The sequence below is a fragment of the Peribacillus frigoritolerans genome (assembly GCF_040250305.1).
Lineage (GTDB): Bacteria > Bacillota > Bacilli > Bacillales > DSM-1321 > Peribacillus.
The window spans coordinates 252,169-269,666 of record NZ_CP158190.1; the positions used below are offsets into that span (position 1 = coordinate 252,169).

General features: G+C 40.4%; 14 protein-coding genes. 10 read left to right on the plus strand and 4 right to left on the minus strand.

Translation table 11 applies throughout. The features are described 5' to 3' along the window. Positions 1–175: 175 nt before the first annotated feature. Positions 176–754, plus strand: coding sequence for a peptide deformylase (gene def, locus ABOA58_RS01320; protein ID WP_101225705.1), 579 nt, complete (start codon positions 176–178; stop codon positions 752–754). Positions 755–1,035: 281 nt separating this feature from the next. Here the strand turns inward: def and ABOA58_RS01325 are convergent, their stop codons facing one another. Then, positions 1,036–2,550: an MDR family MFS transporter gene (locus tag ABOA58_RS01325; protein ID WP_350300933.1), complete on the minus strand. Its 1,515-nt coding sequence runs from the start codon at positions 2,548–2,550 to the stop codon at positions 1,036–1,038. A gap of 129 nt (positions 2,551–2,679) precedes the next feature. Here ABOA58_RS01325 and ABOA58_RS01330 point away from each other — a divergent pair, with 129 nt between their 5' ends. The 4 genes from ABOA58_RS01330 to ABOA58_RS01345 all read left to right on the plus strand — a co-directional run bounded on the left by ABOA58_RS01330 (position 2,680) and on the right by ABOA58_RS01345 (position 7,322). Next, entirely contained in the window at positions 2,680–3,159 is a 480-nt protein-coding gene (locus ABOA58_RS01330; RefSeq protein WP_350300934.1) for a MarR family winged helix-turn-helix transcriptional regulator, read from the plus strand. Positions 3,160–3,348: 189 nt separating this feature from the next. Further along, a complete protein-coding gene (efeO, locus tag ABOA58_RS01335; protein ID WP_350300935.1) occupies positions 3,349–4,194 on the plus strand; it encodes an iron uptake system protein EfeO in 846 nt (281 codons plus the stop codon). After that, positions 4,195–5,481, plus strand: a complete 1,287-nt coding sequence (gene efeB / locus ABOA58_RS01340) for an iron uptake transporter deferrochelatase/peroxidase subunit (protein WP_350300936.1) — start codon at positions 4,195–4,197, stop codon at positions 5,479–5,481. A gap of 86 nt (positions 5,482–5,567) precedes the next feature. Continuing rightward, on the plus strand, positions 5,568–7,322 hold the full coding sequence (locus tag ABOA58_RS01345) for an FTR1 family protein (protein WP_350300937.1): 1,755 nt from the start codon (positions 5,568–5,570) through the stop codon (positions 7,320–7,322). Positions 7,323–7,364: 42 nt separating this feature from the next. Here ABOA58_RS01345 and ABOA58_RS01350 read toward each other — a convergent pair whose 3' ends face one another. Continuing rightward, positions 7,365–7,790: a DUF4395 domain-containing protein gene (locus ABOA58_RS01350; protein WP_350300938.1), complete on the minus strand. Its 426-nt coding sequence runs from the start codon at positions 7,788–7,790 to the stop codon at positions 7,365–7,367. A gap of 730 nt (positions 7,791–8,520) precedes the next feature. On the opposite strand from ABOA58_RS01350, the gene ABOA58_RS01355 reads away from it, so the two are divergent. The 5 genes from ABOA58_RS01355 to ABOA58_RS01375 all read left to right on the plus strand — a co-directional run bounded on the left by ABOA58_RS01355 (position 8,521) and on the right by ABOA58_RS01375 (position 15,843). Then, positions 8,521–8,952, plus strand: a complete 432-nt coding sequence (locus tag ABOA58_RS01355; RefSeq protein WP_350302762.1) for a MerR family transcriptional regulator — start codon at positions 8,521–8,523, stop codon at positions 8,950–8,952. Between the two features lie 189 nt (positions 8,953–9,141). Further along, positions 9,142–10,440 carry a hemolysin family protein gene (locus ABOA58_RS01360; protein ID WP_137019314.1) on the plus strand — a complete coding sequence of 433 codons (1,299 nt, stop codon included), beginning with the start codon at positions 9,142–9,144 and terminating at the stop codon, positions 10,438–10,440. A 316-nt stretch (positions 10,441–10,756) separates the two neighbouring features. Further along, a complete protein-coding gene (locus tag ABOA58_RS01365) occupies positions 10,757–13,558 on the plus strand; it encodes a response regulator (protein ID WP_350300939.1) in 2,802 nt (933 codons plus the stop codon). A 28-nt stretch (positions 13,559–13,586) separates the two neighbouring features. After that, positions 13,587–14,420, plus strand: a complete 834-nt coding sequence (locus tag ABOA58_RS01370; RefSeq protein WP_101225713.1) for a CheR family methyltransferase — start codon at positions 13,587–13,589, stop codon at positions 14,418–14,420. A gap of 280 nt (positions 14,421–14,700) precedes the next feature. Beyond that, the gene (locus ABOA58_RS01375) at positions 14,701–15,843 is read left to right on the plus strand and encodes a PP2C family protein-serine/threonine phosphatase (protein ID WP_350300940.1); all 1,143 of its coding nucleotides are present in this window, start codon (positions 14,701–14,703) and stop codon (positions 15,841–15,843) included. 111 nt (positions 15,844–15,954) lie between these two features. On the opposite strand, the gene ABOA58_RS01380 is transcribed toward ABOA58_RS01375, so the two are convergent. Continuing rightward, complete coding sequence (locus ABOA58_RS01380; protein WP_098866101.1) at positions 15,955–16,125, minus strand: CsbD family protein; 171 nt, start codon at positions 16,123–16,125, stop codon at positions 15,955–15,957. Positions 16,126–16,205: 80 nt separating this feature from the next. Continuing rightward, positions 16,206–16,964 (minus strand): alpha/beta hydrolase, encoded by a 759-nt coding sequence (locus ABOA58_RS01385; protein WP_350300941.1) that lies wholly within the window; start codon positions 16,962–16,964, stop codon positions 16,206–16,208. Positions 16,965–17,498 lie beyond the last annotated feature (534 nt).

Sequence of the window (17,498 nt, forward strand, 5' to 3'; positions counted from 1 at the left end):
AATTAAAGGTAAATAATGTTAAAGTCAAGAAATAATGTTTATTACAAAAGTTTAAAGGGCTCGGAATTTAGAAATATTTAATCTAACCGGCATATTAGACTTTTTAAATGCGAAATGCTAAAGTGAAATGGTCTAAGTCATGAAAAAATAAAATGGTAGAAGAGTGTGAAGTTCTATGAGTAAATTTATAAAAGACTATATGATTACGATGAAGGATATCGTTAGAGAAGGTGATCCCATTCTGCGTCAGGTAACGGATGAAGTTAGCCTGCCGATTTCGGATGAAGATCGTGAAACGTTGGAATGCATGATGCAATACCTGAAAAACAGCCAGGACCCAAAACTCCAAAAGAAGTACAACTTACGTGAAGGAGTTGGGTTGTCTGCCAATCAGATAGGCTTGAATAAACGCATGTTCGTCATGTATTTTCCCGACGAAAAAGGGAAGCTGTTTGAATATGCCCTTGTAAATCCGAAAATCATCAGCCATTCTGCCACAATGATCTATTTACCGCAAAGTGAAGGCTGCCTTTCCGTCGACCGTGACATTAAAGGGTATGTACCGCGTTATGAACGGGTTAAAATCAAAGCTTTGGACGGTAATGGTGAGGAAATAGAGATGCGGCTGAAGGGCTTTGCTGCAATCGTGTTTCAACATGAGTTAGATCATTTAAACGGGATGATGTTTTATGACCGGATCAACACCGAAAATCCTTTCAAGCTTCCGGAAAACGTGGAAGTGAAAAGTCTGTAAGGCAAAAAGGCAAAGCGACATGCTTTGCCTTTTTCTGTTTTATGGCTGCAAAAGCATATCCTTTTCCATATGCTTTTGCAAATCACTGAGTATGGCCAGGTTCTGTTAGCTTAGCTAAGAGTTCGGATAATCTTCCCTAATATAAGAAATGCCTCTGGTTTAACTGTCTCCAAAACATACATTCTTCAAACTTGTAACCTCGGTATGATCTTTCAGCAATCTTTACTTCCTATATAGAAGGGAGATAACAAAAAGCGCTGCAAATGCAGCGCTTTTTTTGTTTATTGTAAGTATTCCTTTTTTGAAGGTGTTTCCACTCTTGTTTTTCCCATGAAGAATACAGTGATTGCTGCAAGACCGATCGGAATGAGAGCCAAGGTGAATATCAATGAAATCGAATCGGACATCGCATGAACGATTTTATCCAGGATAAAGTCCGGAATCTCGGCACGTGCGTCCGATTGGAAGAGCTGCCGTGGGTCCTCCATCAACCCGGCTGTATCCGGACTTCCTTGCATCCCTTTAAACGCATCCGTCATTTTACTTGTGAATACATTGTTCTGAATCGCTCCATAAATCGTTACTCCGAGTGTCATCCCAAAAGAACGGAGGAATGAGTTTGTTGAGTTGGCCGACCCCCGGAATCTAGGTTCCAAGTTGTGAATGGATGCTATAGGCAAAAGGGAGAAGGAAAAGCCCATGCCAAATCCAGTCAAAATCATGTACAAAGTTAATAAAGTCCTGCTGGTATCAGGGGTGATGGTTCCTAATAGAAGCATTCCTGCAAAATAACAGATGACAGAAACCGTCATTAAGTTGCGAAAACTTGTCTTTGTATTGAATATCCCGCCAACTGCACTGCCGAATACAGAACCAAGCATCATGGGAGTTAGGATCAATCCGGCATTTGTTGCGGAACCACCGTAAACTGCCTGCACGAAAATCGGGATATAGACGGTTAATATAATGAATGTACCGCCATAAAGAATGGCTAAGATCTGAGAAGTGGCAAATAATCGCCTTTTAAACAGCCATAATGAAATGATTGGATCTTTTGCCCTTTTTTCGAAAAAGAAAAATGAAACGAAGAAAATCACAAAACTGGCAAACAGTCCTATGATGGGAGAAGAACTCCAGCCATACTCCCCGCCCAGTTCGAGAGCGAACATTAAGCTGATAACGGCAATCACGAGTGTTGCTGCGCCACCCCAATCAATTTTTTGCTCTTGGGAGTTGGGTGACTCCTTGTAGTAATTCCAGATGAAAAATAAAGAAATGATCCCAATCGGAACATTGACGTAGAAAATCCAGTGCCAGCTGGAGTATTCAGTAATATAAGCGCCTAAAAGTGGTCCCAATACGCTTGATGCCCCAAACACAGCACCGAAAAGGCCAGTTAATTTTCCCCGTTTTTCAGGTGGGAAAATATCAAAAATGATCGTAAAGGCTATAGGCATCAAAGCGCCTCCGCCGATCCCTTGGATTGCACGGAAGATACTTAACTGGACTATGCTCTGGGCCATGCCACATAATGCGGAGCCGATTAAAAAGACTATAAGTCCAAAAATAAAAAACCTCTTTCTTCCATACATATCGGAAAGCTTACCGAATATCGGCATACTTGCCATCGTGGCGACCATATAGGCAGATGTCACCCATACAAACTTATCGAATCCGCCTAAATCAGAAACGATCGTTCCCATTGCAGTCGCAACAATCGTATTATCCATTGCTGACATCAAGATACCTAATAGTAATCCGGCAACAATGAATTTTTGTTTTTTTTGAGCGTTCATTTATTTTCCTCCTTCGTATCAACCAGCTCATGAATTTCCTTTACATGGTTGAAGGGTAAACGTTAAGATGAAACAAAACATTTATCTTGAAAATCAAGATAAATTTAAGTGTAAAAGGGGTGGCATTTTATGTCAAGTGATAATAGGGTGAATGCAGCTCTGTTAGAGAGTTTAACTCACAGATTGCAGCGGTATGGAATGAGATCCGTATTATTTCAACAAAATATGGCCCAAAAAATAGGGGTATCCCATACGGACTTAAAGAGTGCTGAAATATTGAATGAAACGGGACCGATTACTGCCGGTGAATTATCCAAAATTACAGGATTGAGCACGGGATCGGTTACGGCACTGATCAATCGCCTTGAGAAATCCGGTTATGTTAAAAGAGAACGAGATCAATTGGACGGAAGACGGGTAATGATTGCACCGATACCCGAAAGGCAGGAACAGATTAGATCGCACTATCAATCGCTTTCTATGGCCACCAAGGAGTTATGTTCATCTTATAATGAACAAGAGCTAATATTGATCAATCAATTTGTTGAGGATATCACAAAAATCATGGACAAAGAAAATGACAAATTAATGAGTGAGCGGGAAAGGTAGCCGGTGTATGTAGGCTGCCTTTTTTATTTTTAGCCAGCTGGTAGCTTCTTATCAATAATTAAAGGTGTAGAGTGAAATTTATTTAAAAGAGAATGAACAATGTCACGTTTCCATTAAAATATATATTGATAATGATTTTCATTATCTGCTAATATGAATCTACAAATCATTTCAAAGGGAGAATACACTATGAAAAAAGCAAAGGCGTCATTAGCGGTCTTACTATCAACCAGCCTATTATTTGGCTGTGCGCAGGAAAAGGAAGGAACTGAACCGGCAGATGATAATGCCAAAGAAGTGAGTGCGAGTAAGCTTGATGATGTATCTAGCGAGTACCGGGAATATGCCATTGGTGAAATAGAAGAGTTCGTAAACGCAACGGAAGAATTCACTACGGCCGTATCTGCCGGTGATATTGAAAAGGCGAAGGAATTATATGCACCAGCCCGCATGCATTATGAAAGAGCGGAACCTATTGCAGAAGTTTTTGGCGATCTTGATCCCAAAATCGATGCGCGTGAAGGGGATGTCAAAGATGAAGAATGGGGTGGTTACCACCGGATTGAGATGGGGTTATGGCAAGAAAATACAACGAAGGGCTACGAAAAGTATGCAGAACAATTAATGAGTGACGTCAATTTGCTTCGAGCCAAAGTTGAAACGGTTGAGGTAACACCTGATTTGTTGATCACGGGTGCGGTGGATTTATTGAATGAAGTTTCCACGAGTAAAGTGACAGGAGAAGAAGACCGATACTCCCATACCGACCTGTATGATTTCGTTGCAAATGTTGAAGGTGCAGAAAAGATCTATGAACTGCTTACTCCAGCGCTGAAAGAAAAGGATGCGAAGCTTGCTGGGGAAATCCAACAACGTTTTGACGATGTATACAGCTTGCTTGAAAAGCATAAAGAAGGGGATGGCTACATCTCATATACGGATTTAAAGGAATCTGAAGTCAAAGAGTTAAGTCAAGCAATTGATGCATTAGCTGAACCACTTTCGCAAATAGGAATTGTAACGGAGGAATCTTAATTGAAAGAACATACGCCTAAAGATGAAACCGGACTTTTTACAAAAAAAGTGAGTCGTCGAAATATGTTGAAAACGGCAGGAGTCGGTGGAATCGGAGTCGTGATAGGAGCATCTGGATTTGGCGGGCTGCTGACACTTTCTGAACAAAGGGCAAAGGGACAAACTAAGGATATAGTTCCTTTTTATGGAGAGCATCAAGCCGGTATTACCACTGAGGCGCAAGATAACCTTTACTTTGCATCATTGGAAGTAACCACAGATAAAAGGTCAGACCTAATCCAGTTATTAAAGGATTGGACAGAGGCTGCGGCTCAGATGACTGAGGGGAATTTGATTGGTGAAGCATCACTTAATACGAATATGCCCCCAAAGGATACGGGGGAAGCGAAGGAATTATCACCCTCCAATTTAACGATCACTTTTGGAGTGGGTCCGACCCTGTTTTCGAAGGATGGCAAAGATCGATTTGGTTTGAAATCGAAAAGGCCTGCAGAATTAAAGGATCTGCCTCAATTCCCTTTAGATGCTTTAGAAGAAGAATGGAGCGGTGGGGATATTTGTATTCAAGCATGTGCAGATGATCTCCAAGTGGCTTTTCATGCCGTCCGGAACTTAGTGAGGATCGGAAGAGGGAAAACGATCATTCATTGGGCACAAACAGGTTTCCAACGGACTAAGCAAGCCGATTCACAAAAAACGACACCGCGGAACCTTTTCGGGTTTAAGGATGGGACTGTCAATCCGGATACGAATAATGACAATGAAATGAATGAGCATGTTTGGGTGAAGGGTGAGGACGGTCCTGACTGGCTTGTTGGAGGCAGTTATATGGTGGTGCGCCGAATCCAGATGTACATTGAAGTTTGGGACCGGACAATATTGAAAGAACAAGAAAATACGTTTGGCCGTCATCGTGACAGCGGAGCCCCATTAGGAATGAAGAATGAATTCGATACCGTGGACCTCGAAGCTAAAGACCCAAATGGAAATCGGATCATTCCGGAAGATTCGCATATGAGTCTCTCCAGGGGGGACGGAAAAGCAAAAATATTGCGGCGTCCATATTCATATGCAGATGGAATGGATCCTAAAACAGGGAGCTTCAATGCAGGCTTGCTATTCATTTGTTTTCAGCGAACTCCAAGTAAACAATTCATTCCCATACAAGAGCGACTGGCGAAAAATGATAAGCTCAACGAATATATCGTTCACAGGGGCAGTGCCATATTCGCTTGTTTACCAGGTGTGAAAAAGGGTGGCTATATTGGGGATTCCCTTTTTGGATAAATATAATCACAATTGAGGACGTGAAAATCGCCAGCATGGATATTATCCAGTTGGCGATTTTAGTTCATGAATAAGGAGGGACCAGTATGACCGTTTCTAAATGGAAGAGTGGGATATTGGTTTTAATCGTCAGCCTTTTATTTCTTTCGACTGCTGTAAGGGTTGTTTCGGCGGGTGAAAACCATGATCAGCTTTTTGTTTATATTGGCGATAGTTTAATGAAGGTAAAATCCGGAGACCTTGAGGAAGTATCTAAAAATATCGATCTTTTCGAGAAAGATTGGCAAACGATAAAAACGGACAGCAAGAGTGCGAGGAAAGTCGACGAGAGGCTGTCTGCGGTAAAAAGTGCTGTGAGAGACCAAGCTTCCACAGATGAAATCAAGAAGCGATTATCGGCATTATCCAGTACTCTTGTTATTTATGATACCAACGAAAACCCTGTTGACAAGACGGACTATGAAGAACGGTTAGAAGCAATACTTCCTTTAATAGATAAGTTGGAAGCTTTGATAACTGAAGGTGACTTTGATCAAGCTAAAGTTCAATATACCAGCCTTCTGAGTCAATGGACCGACGCAGAGGTCATTGTCAGGGAGAAAAGTGTTGCTGCATATGGTGAATTTGAAACGAAAATGGCCTTTGTGCGGATAGCGATTACTCAAGACCCTCCTGATTCGGAAAAAGCCCAAAAAAATCTAACTGAATTGAAGGGCCTAATCGAGGATTTCCTTGCTGGTAAAGTTGAAGAAGGAAGCCAGGAGAATACCTATTCCCTTGGGGATGTAACGCAACTTTTACAAGGAAGTGCAACGGATATTGAAAAGGGTGACATCGATTCTGCCGTTGATCAGCTAAATGAAATCTTGACAATTTGGCCTAATGTCGAAGGCGAGGTCTCCACAAGGGACAGCAAGCTTTACAGCGATATGGAAACGAAAGTCCCGACCGCAATCAGCCTATTGCAATCGAAAAAGGTAAAGGCGGAGGAAGCGAAGGGAATCGTTTCCGATTTAAACACAAGGTTACGCCCTTTAATTAATGATACGGGTTATACGACATGGGATGCCGCTTTGATTCTTTTGCGGGAAGGGTTGGAAGCACTCTTGATTGTAGCTACATTGCTGTCTTTCCTAAAGAAAATCGGGCAAGCGGATAAACAAAAATGGATTTGGACAGGGGTTGGTGCTGGTTTAGTTGCCAGTTCCATATTGGCGGTCATAATCAATATCGTTTTCTCTCAGATCACAGCTGCGTCAAGCCGGGAATATATTGAAGGAGTCACTGGGATAATAGCTGTATCGATGATGTTGACAATTGGTCTTTGGCTTCATAGTAAATCGAATGTCCATGCATGGAACCGTTATATCGACAAGCAAATGAACCAAGCCATTGCGACAGGAAGCATCATCTCTTTCGCTTTGATCAGTTTTCTATCCATATTCCGTGAAGGGGCCGAGACGATTATCTTTTATGCCGGTATGGCTCCTTATATGGAATTGAAACAGCTACTGAGCGGGATTTTCCTTGCCTTCCTCATTTTAGTGGTAATTGGTTTCATCATGTTGCGCTATAGTGTGAAATTACCGATGACCCTATTCTTTAAAGTGGCAACGGTACTCATATATGCTTTGGCTTTCAAGATTCTTGGAGTCTCCATTCATTCACTTCAGGTTTCACAGGTGATACAGACAAATACGATCGGTTCCTTTCCGTTTGTAGAAACGATAGGTCTTTATCCAACAATGGAAACGCTGGTGCCGCAAGCTGCATTAATTTTGCTGATTGTATTGGCGACCATTTGGGTCAAAAAGAGTAATTCCTTACGTACAACCGAATAATATAATGGGACTGACGCATGTCAGTCCCATTTGTGTATGGTATTAGCGAATAGATCGGCGATAGGAATATTGCTTCCATTGATAAAGGATAAAGCAGCCGATACAGAATCCAAGGATGGCTATGAGAGAAGCCAATCCGACCATCAAGGTGAATATATAACCGGTAACATTCCAACCCAGTAAAAAAGATATGAATCCGAGTCCTAAGCAAACGACAGCTATGGCCTGGTTGAATTGTTGCTGTGAATGATCTTCAGGAATATAATCGGAGGGTTTCTTTTTAAGAAAGAGCTTGGCGAGACGCATCACTGGATTGAAATTAAAGAGAAGACCTAAAAGTCCTGCAGTTAAAGGAATCACTAATATCGACATTTGTCCCGTTAATAAGGCGGTGGCTACGCTTAACAAAATGACCCATTGATTCGTTCGTACTAAAGGGCGGGGAATGGAACGAATTTCACTCGTCATACTAATACCAACTTTCCTGATGTGTTTTATTTATATTTTATCTTTATTTTAATCACTTGTGAAGCCTAACAAAATAAAGCCAAAACCTTATTTATAATAATTTTAATTTAGTATTGATTATCATTACAAAAGTAGTATAATATGTATAACAAGCAAATAAAGTGAGGAGGACAGTATAAATGGTAGCAAAAGTTTGTGGAACATGCGGAACACCAATAAAAAAGCTCAAGCATTCTGCCCTTTGCCAATGCGGTCCTAAGATATTGAGCAATCAATTCTCAGTTAAAACAAAAAAATAAAATCCCGTGGAATAGATCATAAATTAAACCATTAATCGGTTTGAGTTTGTAGACAAAAGGGGTTCCATCTTAATTTTTAAACAAAGTTGATTGGAGCGGGTGTTCGAGACTCCTGAGGGATAAGCGTGTCCAAGGGAGACCCCGCAGGCGCAAGCCGAGGAGGCTCCCGGACCGCCCGCGGAAAGCGAGTGCCCTACGTTCCAATCAACGTTCATATTTTATACACTCTCAAAAAAATGCAGGCAATCTTAATTAATATCAAGTTTGTCTACAGTCTGAACCGATTATTCAATTAATCGGTTTTTGTTTTTCCAATGATGGGTAAAGAGGATAATAAATATTTTTCATTTCAATTAAATTAATGTACGATTAGGGAATAGAATAAAACGTCATGGAGGAAAAGACATACTTTCAGTTTGTCAAACCATCACGTGACGGTTAGGAGGGGTTATGTTGGGAACGAGACTTTAAAAATTGGCGAGTTGGCGGAAATGGCGAATGTTACGAAACGAACTGTAGATTATTATACGAACCTAGGCTTGCTTAAAGCAGAACGTTCCGCCTCTAATTACCGTTATTATTCAGTCGGTGAACTTGAAAGGCTCCGCCGTATCGAAGGATACAAAAGAGAAAACCTTTCATTGGAAGATATTAAAGAAATACTTAAAAAGGATAAGGAAGCCGCATCAGCAATTGAGGAAAAAGGTCTTCAACTCAAGAATAAAATGGGTGGCCTGAACGAGGAACTTCAGGAATTCATCAGCTTGATTGAAAAGGACGGAAAAAGTGAGCTTCTTTTAAAAAAACAGATATCCCGCGAAAGCATGGCCTTGATCCAATCATTGCTAGTGTTGCTGGCATGATTAATATTTATCCCTATAGTTTTATGCACAAAGGTGCATATTAACGATATAGGCTAAATGGTTTTGATAAGGCAAAAATCGCTTTTTGAAACGAAAATAACCATTTATACAGGAGGTGCTTGGGATTTTGCCGTACTTGTCTAATCCGCAGGTCAGAAGGATGGGCACAATATGGCTAACCCGCACATATTGGAGATATTTATAAAATTATTAGCAGTAGCTGTATTAATAGCATTAACCGCATTTTTCGTTGCATCGGAATTTGCAATCGTGAAAGTCAGAAGTTCCCGAATCAATCAGTTGATTGAGGAAGGGCATAGAAATGCCCTTGCAGCCAAGAAAGTGACATCACATATCGATGAGTACTTATCTGCCTGTCAATTGGGGATTACGGTAACCGCCTTAGGTTTAGGGGTATTGGGTGAACCGACGGTCGAGGCGATCTTAAAACCATTGTTCACTAAATGGGGATTAGAGGAGTCCGTAAGTCACATCATCTCGTTCCTGATCGCCTTCGGTTCTGTAACATTCCTTCATGTTGTTGTCGGCGAACTCGCACCGAAAACTGTTGCGATTCAAAAGGCAGAAGAGGTAACCTTGCTATTTGCAAAGCCGTTAATTCTCTTTTACCGCATTTTGTACCCATTCATTTGGTTACTGAATGGTTCTGCACGTCTCCTGACCGGCATGTTCGGTTTAAAGCCTGCATCCGAGTCCGAAATGGCCCATTCCGAAGAAGAGCTGCGCATCATTTTATCGGAAAGCTATAAAAGCGGTGAGATCAACCAATCGGAATACAAATATGTCAACCAGATATTTGAATTCGATGAGCGCATTGCCAATGAAATCATGGTTCCGCGTACGGAAATGACCGTTATCGAAAAGGGCATGCCATTATTGGAAGTTGTTGAACTGATTCAGGAAGAACAATACACAAGGTATCCGGTCATAGACGGTGATAAAGATAATGTCGTGGGAATGGTCAATATCAAGCGACTTTATACAGCGACGATTACAGAAGATAATGTAACGGCTTTGACGGTGGATTCCTTTGTGACACCCATTATCCGTGTTCTTGAAACGATCGCCATTCATGATTTGCTGCTGAAAATGCAGAAGGAACGGATCCATATGGCTGTTTTGACTGATGAATATGGCGGAACTGCCGGTCTTGTTACGGTTGAAGACATACTTGAAGAAATCGTCGGGGAAATCCGTGATGAATTTGACCAGGATGAACGTCCGCTCATTCAAAAGATTGATGAGGGGCATTATGTATTCGACGCAAAAACATTGGTTGAAGATGTCAATGATACCCTTGCGATCGATTTGCCGGAGGAAGATATCGATACATTGGGAGGATGGTTCCTGACCGGCAGATTCGAGATTGCTGTCGGGGATAAAATCGAATACGCCGGATATGAATTCACTGTAAAGGAAATGGACGGTCACCATGTTTTATATGTTGAAGTGAAGAAGATTAAATAAAACAGGATTACAACAAGAGCCGAAAGTGGAAACTTTCGGCTTTTATTATGTACGAACAAGTTTTTAAAAGTGGTCAAGGCAGACTGTTACTTAAATGGAAAATGAATTCATTTAAAATAACACAGTAGATAACAATTTTAGCTTGGAAAATGTTAAAATTGACTTTGAGCATTGAATCTATCTATATATCATTTTAAAGTTTCAAAGAATATAAGGGAAATTCTTCAAAAGTAATACTAATGATAGTATTAAGATTTATTTTGCAAAGCCGTTTATCGCGAGCTGGTATAAATAAGTATTGAAGGTGGGCGGAAAAATGGGTTTTAAGAAGAAGCAAATGTTAGGATTTGGTTTGATCTTGCTTTTCTTGGCTATTTTACTTTCTTTCATGATGGTCACGCTTAACAATTTAAAAAGCAGCATGACTGAAATAGTTGAAAATCGCTATGAAAAAGTTTCAGCTTCAATGGAAATCCGTCAGCTGTTTTCCAGGTCGGACCGTGAGATCCTGTTTGCAGCTAATGATGCAAACAAAGAAGAAAGAGCAGAGAGCCTCGAAATCATCAGCGAGAATCATAGTTTGATTGAATCAAAAATTGCTGGGTTATCAGGTTCGTTAAATAAGACGAAAGCAAAGCAATTATTGAAAGAGTTCGAGACTCAATATGCTTCTTACTCCATAACGGAGGCTGAGATCATCCAAAAGATAAAATCGGGAAACTCTTCGGATGATCTTTCAAGCCTGATGGAGGACCAAAGGGAAAAACGAACGAAAGTCATCAGTACAATGGATGAATTTAAGGATTACCAAGAAGGTGTCATGAAAGATACCTTAAACAATTCGAAACAAACCTATGAAGATATGATCGGTTTTGTAATCTTTGCGGTTATTCTCAGCATTTTGGTTATTTCCGTAACGGTTGTTTGGATGATTCGCAGTACATCGAAAGATCTGCAATCGATTACGAAGGTCATCAAAAATATCGATTATAAAAACTTATCGGTCATACCAAGAGTTCCGGTTCGGACTACTGATGAAATTGGTGATATAGCGAGATCGTTCAACGAAATGGCGGGATCGCTTGAAATCTATAATCAAAAAGAGAAAGATTTCACCGAAAAGATCAGTGAACAGAACTGGATCCAGACCCGTGTTGCAGATATAGCTACCATGTATCAGCGCATTGTTGATGTGGAAGTTCTGGCTGACCGGTTCATTACAAGACTGGCACCGATGATGGGAGCTTCAATTGGGGCTTTTTACGTCAAACGGGGCGAGGGAGTGGATATGCGTTTTGTGAAGCTTGCCAGCTTTGCGGGAGATGGCGAAGATTCAGGCAGACGTGAATTCCGTCTTGGTGAAGGTTTGATCGGACAATGCGCCCTTGAAAAGAAATCGAAAGTCATTGAAGATATCCCTGAAGATTTTCAAGTGGTTACGACAGGATTAGGGGAAGTCAACCCGAAAAGCATTGTCATTGCGCCGGTCGTTTTTGAGGATGAAGTGGTCGCAATGGTTGAATTGGCGAGTTTGGAGGCATTTACGAAGCTGCAAAAAACTTTCCTGAACCAGGTTCTTGATACTCTTGGCATCACGATTAATAATGTAGAGGGCCGGATGGAAATAGAGCGTTTATTGAAAGAATCACAAGCACAGACCGAAGAGTTACAGGCTCAATCGGAAGAATTGCAATCACAGTCAGAGGAAATGCAAGCCCAATCGGAGGAACTGCAAACACAGGCTGAAGAATTGCGAATGATCAATGAACAATTAGAAGAAAGAAATCGTGAAACTGAAGAAAAGTCGAAAGAGCTTCAAGTCGCAAAACTGAATCTTGAAAAACAAGCGGAAGAATTAAAGTTAAGTTCCAAATATAAATCCGAGTTCATGGCAAATATGTCCCATGAATTGCGGACACCGCTCAATAGTATCCTGATTTTATCAGAAATGCTTTCAGATCCGAATGATAGTAAATTAAATGAAGAGCAACAGGAATTTGCTCGTGTCATTAACTCATCAGGTCAAGATTTATTAACGTTGATCAATGACATTTTGGATTTATCGAAAGTCGAAGTCGGAAAGCTTGAAGTGGTCTTTGACGAAATGAATTTGAGTGAGCTTCCAGAGCAATTGCACCGTAACTTCGATCATGTAGCGAAGAAAAAGAACATTGACTTTATAATAGAAAAAAGTAAAAACGTTCCGGATATTTTCTTTACGGATGAACAGCGCTTCCAGCAAATTTTGAAAAACCTATTATCCAATGCATTTAAATTCACGGAAAAAGGCTCTGTGTCTGTCCAAATCAAAAAAGCTGATGAAGAAAATGTAGCACAATGGATACAGACAAAAGGAGCTAGCAATTGGGTTGAAATTAAGGTGACGGATACGGGCATCGGAATTTCGAAAGAGAAGCAAAAACTTATCTTTGAAGCGTTCCAGCAAGGTGACGGAGCTACAATGAGAAAATATGGCGGTACAGGACTAGGGCTATCGATTTGCCGGGAGTTCGCCAAACTTCTGGGAGGCTGGGTCATTGTTGATAGTGAGGAGGGGCAAGGCAGTACATTTACTTTCTTTATTCCAAGTATGCCAGAGGGCTTCAAAAATGTCGGCGAAGCAATGGCTGCTTCTCCAGAAGTGGCAGCAGCCAACCACGATGATTCTGCTGCGCCTTTTGACGGTCAGGGAGAACCGGATGTAGTTATAGTGGATGAAGAAGATCGGGATAAGGCCAAACCATTCTGCAATAAAACAGTACTGGTCGTCGATGATGATCACCGGAATATATTTGCTCTGAAAAATGCGCTGAAGCATGAGGGGATGGAAATCCTTACAGCTGAAAACGGCTATGAATGTTTGGAACTCCTTGAAAAAGGAAACAATATAGATGTTATTTTGATGGATATCATGATGCCAGGCATGGACGGTTACGAAACGATGACCAGAATTCGCGAGCAAAGTAAGTTCGAGGATCTTCCGATCATCGCGCTAACTGCGAAAGCGATGAAAGGCGACAGGGAAAAGTGCCTGAAGGCCGGAGCTTCTGATTATGTCAGCAAGCCTTTAAAATTGGATCAGCTGCTATCCGTCCTAAGGGTATGGCTGACTAATTGATTGATAGTACGGGTAAGGAAGGTTTTGCATGAAGGATACTTTAACGATTGAAGAAAGAGAAGATTTAGAAATCGAATTATTGTTAGAGGCCGTTTATTCCGTTTCGGGCTTTGACTTTCGCAAATATATGCGTTCTTCAATAAAAAGAAGAGTTGAAAATAGAATGAGACTGGACCATGTTCGCAGGATCAGCGGAATGATTGAAATGGTTTTATATGAAAAAGGGTATGTCGAGAAGCTTTTGAGAGATTTTTCTATAAATGTCACTGAAATGTTTCGCGATCCGGATTTCTTTAAAGCTTTTCGTTTAAATATTGTACCGCTCCTGAAAAAACTTCCTGAAATCAGAATTTGGCATGCGGGATGTTCAACCGGTGAAGAAGCCTTTTCCATGGCGATCATCCTCAAGGAAGAAGGTCTATATGATAAGGCGAGGATTTATGCCACTGATATGAATGATGAAGTCCTCCGTCATGCGGAAAAAGGAATACTGCCTTTAAATAGGATGCAGTCTTATACGAAAAACTATTTGCAAGCTGGAGGCAACCAGGAATTTTCGGAGTATTATACAACCGATTATCAAAATGCTTATCTTGATTCGAATCTCCTTAAAAACATTGTGTTTTTCCAGCATAATTTAGTTACAGATGGTTCGTTCAATGAGTTTCATATCATCATGTGCCGGAATGTGATGATTTACTTTACCGGTGAATTGCAGACCTATGTTAATCAGTTGTTTTATGACAGCCTTTGTAAAGACGGCTTCCTTGCGGTTGGCAGCAAGGAAACACTTCATACATCATCCTTTTCGGAAGATTATGAGGACTTTGACTCAAAGGAACGAATTTATCGGAAACTGTAAAAAGAAAGAGTTCGCATATAAGCGGACTCTTTCTTTTTAATTTAGTGCATTATTTTTTAATTTTTTTTGATTTATATGTTTAATGCATCGGAAGAAGGGGTATAAATAATGAGTTGGTCTCCATGTAGAATTACTGTCGTGGTTTATTATTATTAAAAGAGACTGAACTTCGTTATAATATAATAGGAAAATCCCTATTAAGGGAGCTTTACGAAAGTGCTGGTCCATATAAAAAAGATAAATGTTGCCGCTCGATATAAGCCAAAAGGGGAATGAAAGAATGACGATTTTAATCGTAGATGATAACCAGGTTAACCTTTTCGTTATAGAGAAAATTCTAAAACGAGCTGGCTATACGGATTTTCTATCATTAACTTCAGCTGTTGAGATGTTTGAATATTTACAGGTGGATAGTCCGCAACCTAAAGAGACTTCAGTTGATATCATTCTGCTCGATATCATGATGCCGGAGATCGATGGGATAGAGGCGTGCAGGAGACTTCAAAGCATTCCTCACCTTAGAGATATACCCGTAATTTTTGTGACCGCCCTTGAAGATTCAAACAAGGTTGCCGAGGCACTTGATGTTGGCGGAATTGATTATATAATGAAGCCTATCAATAAAATAGATTTACTTGCGAGGATTCGCGTGGGGTTAAGACTTAAATATGAAAAAGATTGGCATAAAATGCAGGATGAAAAAATCCGCAATGAATTGGATCTTTCCATGCAGGTTCAAAGCGGTTTATTAAGTGAACCCATTATAAATGACCACTTAACCATAAGGGCATCATACTTACCTGCGAATAAATTGGCAGGGGATATGTACTATTGGCACCGCATCGATGAAAATCGGTATGGGATCATCCTGCTGGATATGATGGGGCATGGCATATCCGCCTCACTTGTGTGCATGTTCATTTCCTCCGTATTGAGGGATGCCATCAGGATACATACGGATCCGGTGGCAGTAATAAACGAAATGAATCGCTGGATGAGTACCCTTAATAAAGAAGATAATCCAGTGCATTATTATTTTACCGCGATTTATATGGTCATTGATACAGAGCAAAAGACTGTGGAATATGTGAATGCCGGACATCCTCCGGGCTTTGCTTTAATGGACGATGGAAAAGTGGTCTCACTTTCAAAAGGGACATGTCCTGTTGGGTTCTTCACCGAAATGAAAATAGAGAAGTCCGTCATTCATTATGAAGAGAAGATTCAGCTCATGCTATTTACGGATGGAGTCATGGAAGCGATAGATCGAGAAGGGACGGAAGGGCTCGAACAAATAAAAGAAGCGGTCTCGACGAGATGGTTCGATTGTAAGGAATCTCCCCCTATCGATTTTTTGATGTCCCCGGAAATGCAGCAAGATCAACCTGATGATATGTGTGTTGTTGTTATTCAAGCAAATTGAACAAGGAAGAGGCGGCAGATTATCTGCCGCCTCTTCTCTATAATAGGGGGGTCACTTTTATAAGAATGAGAATGTGTTAAGAGAGTGAATCATGTATTCGGCTATTTGCAATTAACGGTCATTTTTTAATTTACCAATGCCATCTTGGAGATTGCCTTTTAATTTATCGACTTTACCTTCTGCTTGTAAGTGAGGATCATTTTTCGCGTTTCCGACTTGGTCTTTCGTTTCACCTTTAACTTTATTTACAGCACCTTTTACTTTGTCTGATAAACCGCTCATTATGTTACCTCCTTTTTCTTTATATACTGTATATACCCATGAAGTGTACCGATAAACCTGATTTATATGAAGAAAGGAGTTTAAGAAGCGATTATAGCCCTTTTACTTAACCTTTGAATGAACTGATATGACCGTTCAATGATATGATCTTTGTCATGATCCAACGAGGCCACATGATATGAATTTTCAAGGGATGCCATCTCCTTATCCCCGGACATGACTGTATCGTAAATCTGATAGGAACAAGAGTCTGGTACAACGTGATCTTCTGGAGAATGGAAGATAAGTATCGGGCACGAAACGTCTATTAGTTTTTGACTGGCATGTTCCATTATATCAAGCAATTGATTAATCGCTGTTAACGGAACCTGGTCATATGTGATTTCTTTAGTTGTATCGTCTTTTATGTCAGGTTTGCCCTCAGGAATGAAGCGTGGAACCGATTGGTTACGGTATATTTCATATTCAGGAACTTGGAGAGCGGCATTGATGGTGAGAATTCCATCACAAGCCACTTTTGTCGCTAAATCGAGAACAAGGGCGCCTCCCATTGATTGTCCGATGGCGAATACATGGGTGCAGGTTCTTTTTAATTTTGCATAAGCCATTTCAACATCTTGTATCCATTCCTGACAATGACTCGTTTCCATTTCATATTCATCCGTCCCGTGTCCCGCCAGTCGAGGAGCGAAGACAGTAAAGCCTTTGGCGGCGAATTTTTCACCTAAATACCTTACGCTTTGTGGCGTTCCGTTAAAGCCATGGCAAATAAGAATGCCGATAGAATTGCCGGGTAAGAAAAAAGATTCCGCACCTGGTATTACCATTGCTGCTGTCATAATCCCATCTCCTTTAATTAGCTATGTTTTATTGTATGAAAATAAAATTAACTATTCCGATTATTTTACTTGGTTATATAATAGCATAATGAAAAATGTGAAGTCAACTTGGTTATATGCCAAATTTCATCATTAAGAGGCATTAAAAAAGGATACAAGATACGTATTAGGTCTGTCCCTTGTGTGATTGGCATTCTACCATTATATAAGTACTGTCTTGCCATTGATGATAAACAGAAGAAGCTAATACGGTTGCATGGTATAAATAAAAAAAGGAAAAAAAGCGTTGACTTTAAACTGAAATGGGATTAATATAAATAAGCACCAACTAAGACAAACGAAAAACTTCATCGCTTTTGGCTGATTGCTGAAAGAAATAATAACTATTGACTTCTTACTATGAAAATGATAAGATGAAATGGTCGCTGAAAAACACAGCGATTTAAAATAAGTTAAAAACTTCGCAGAAGTTGACAACTAATCAATAAGATGTTATGATGAATAAACAGCCGTTCGTTAAGAACGATTGTGAAA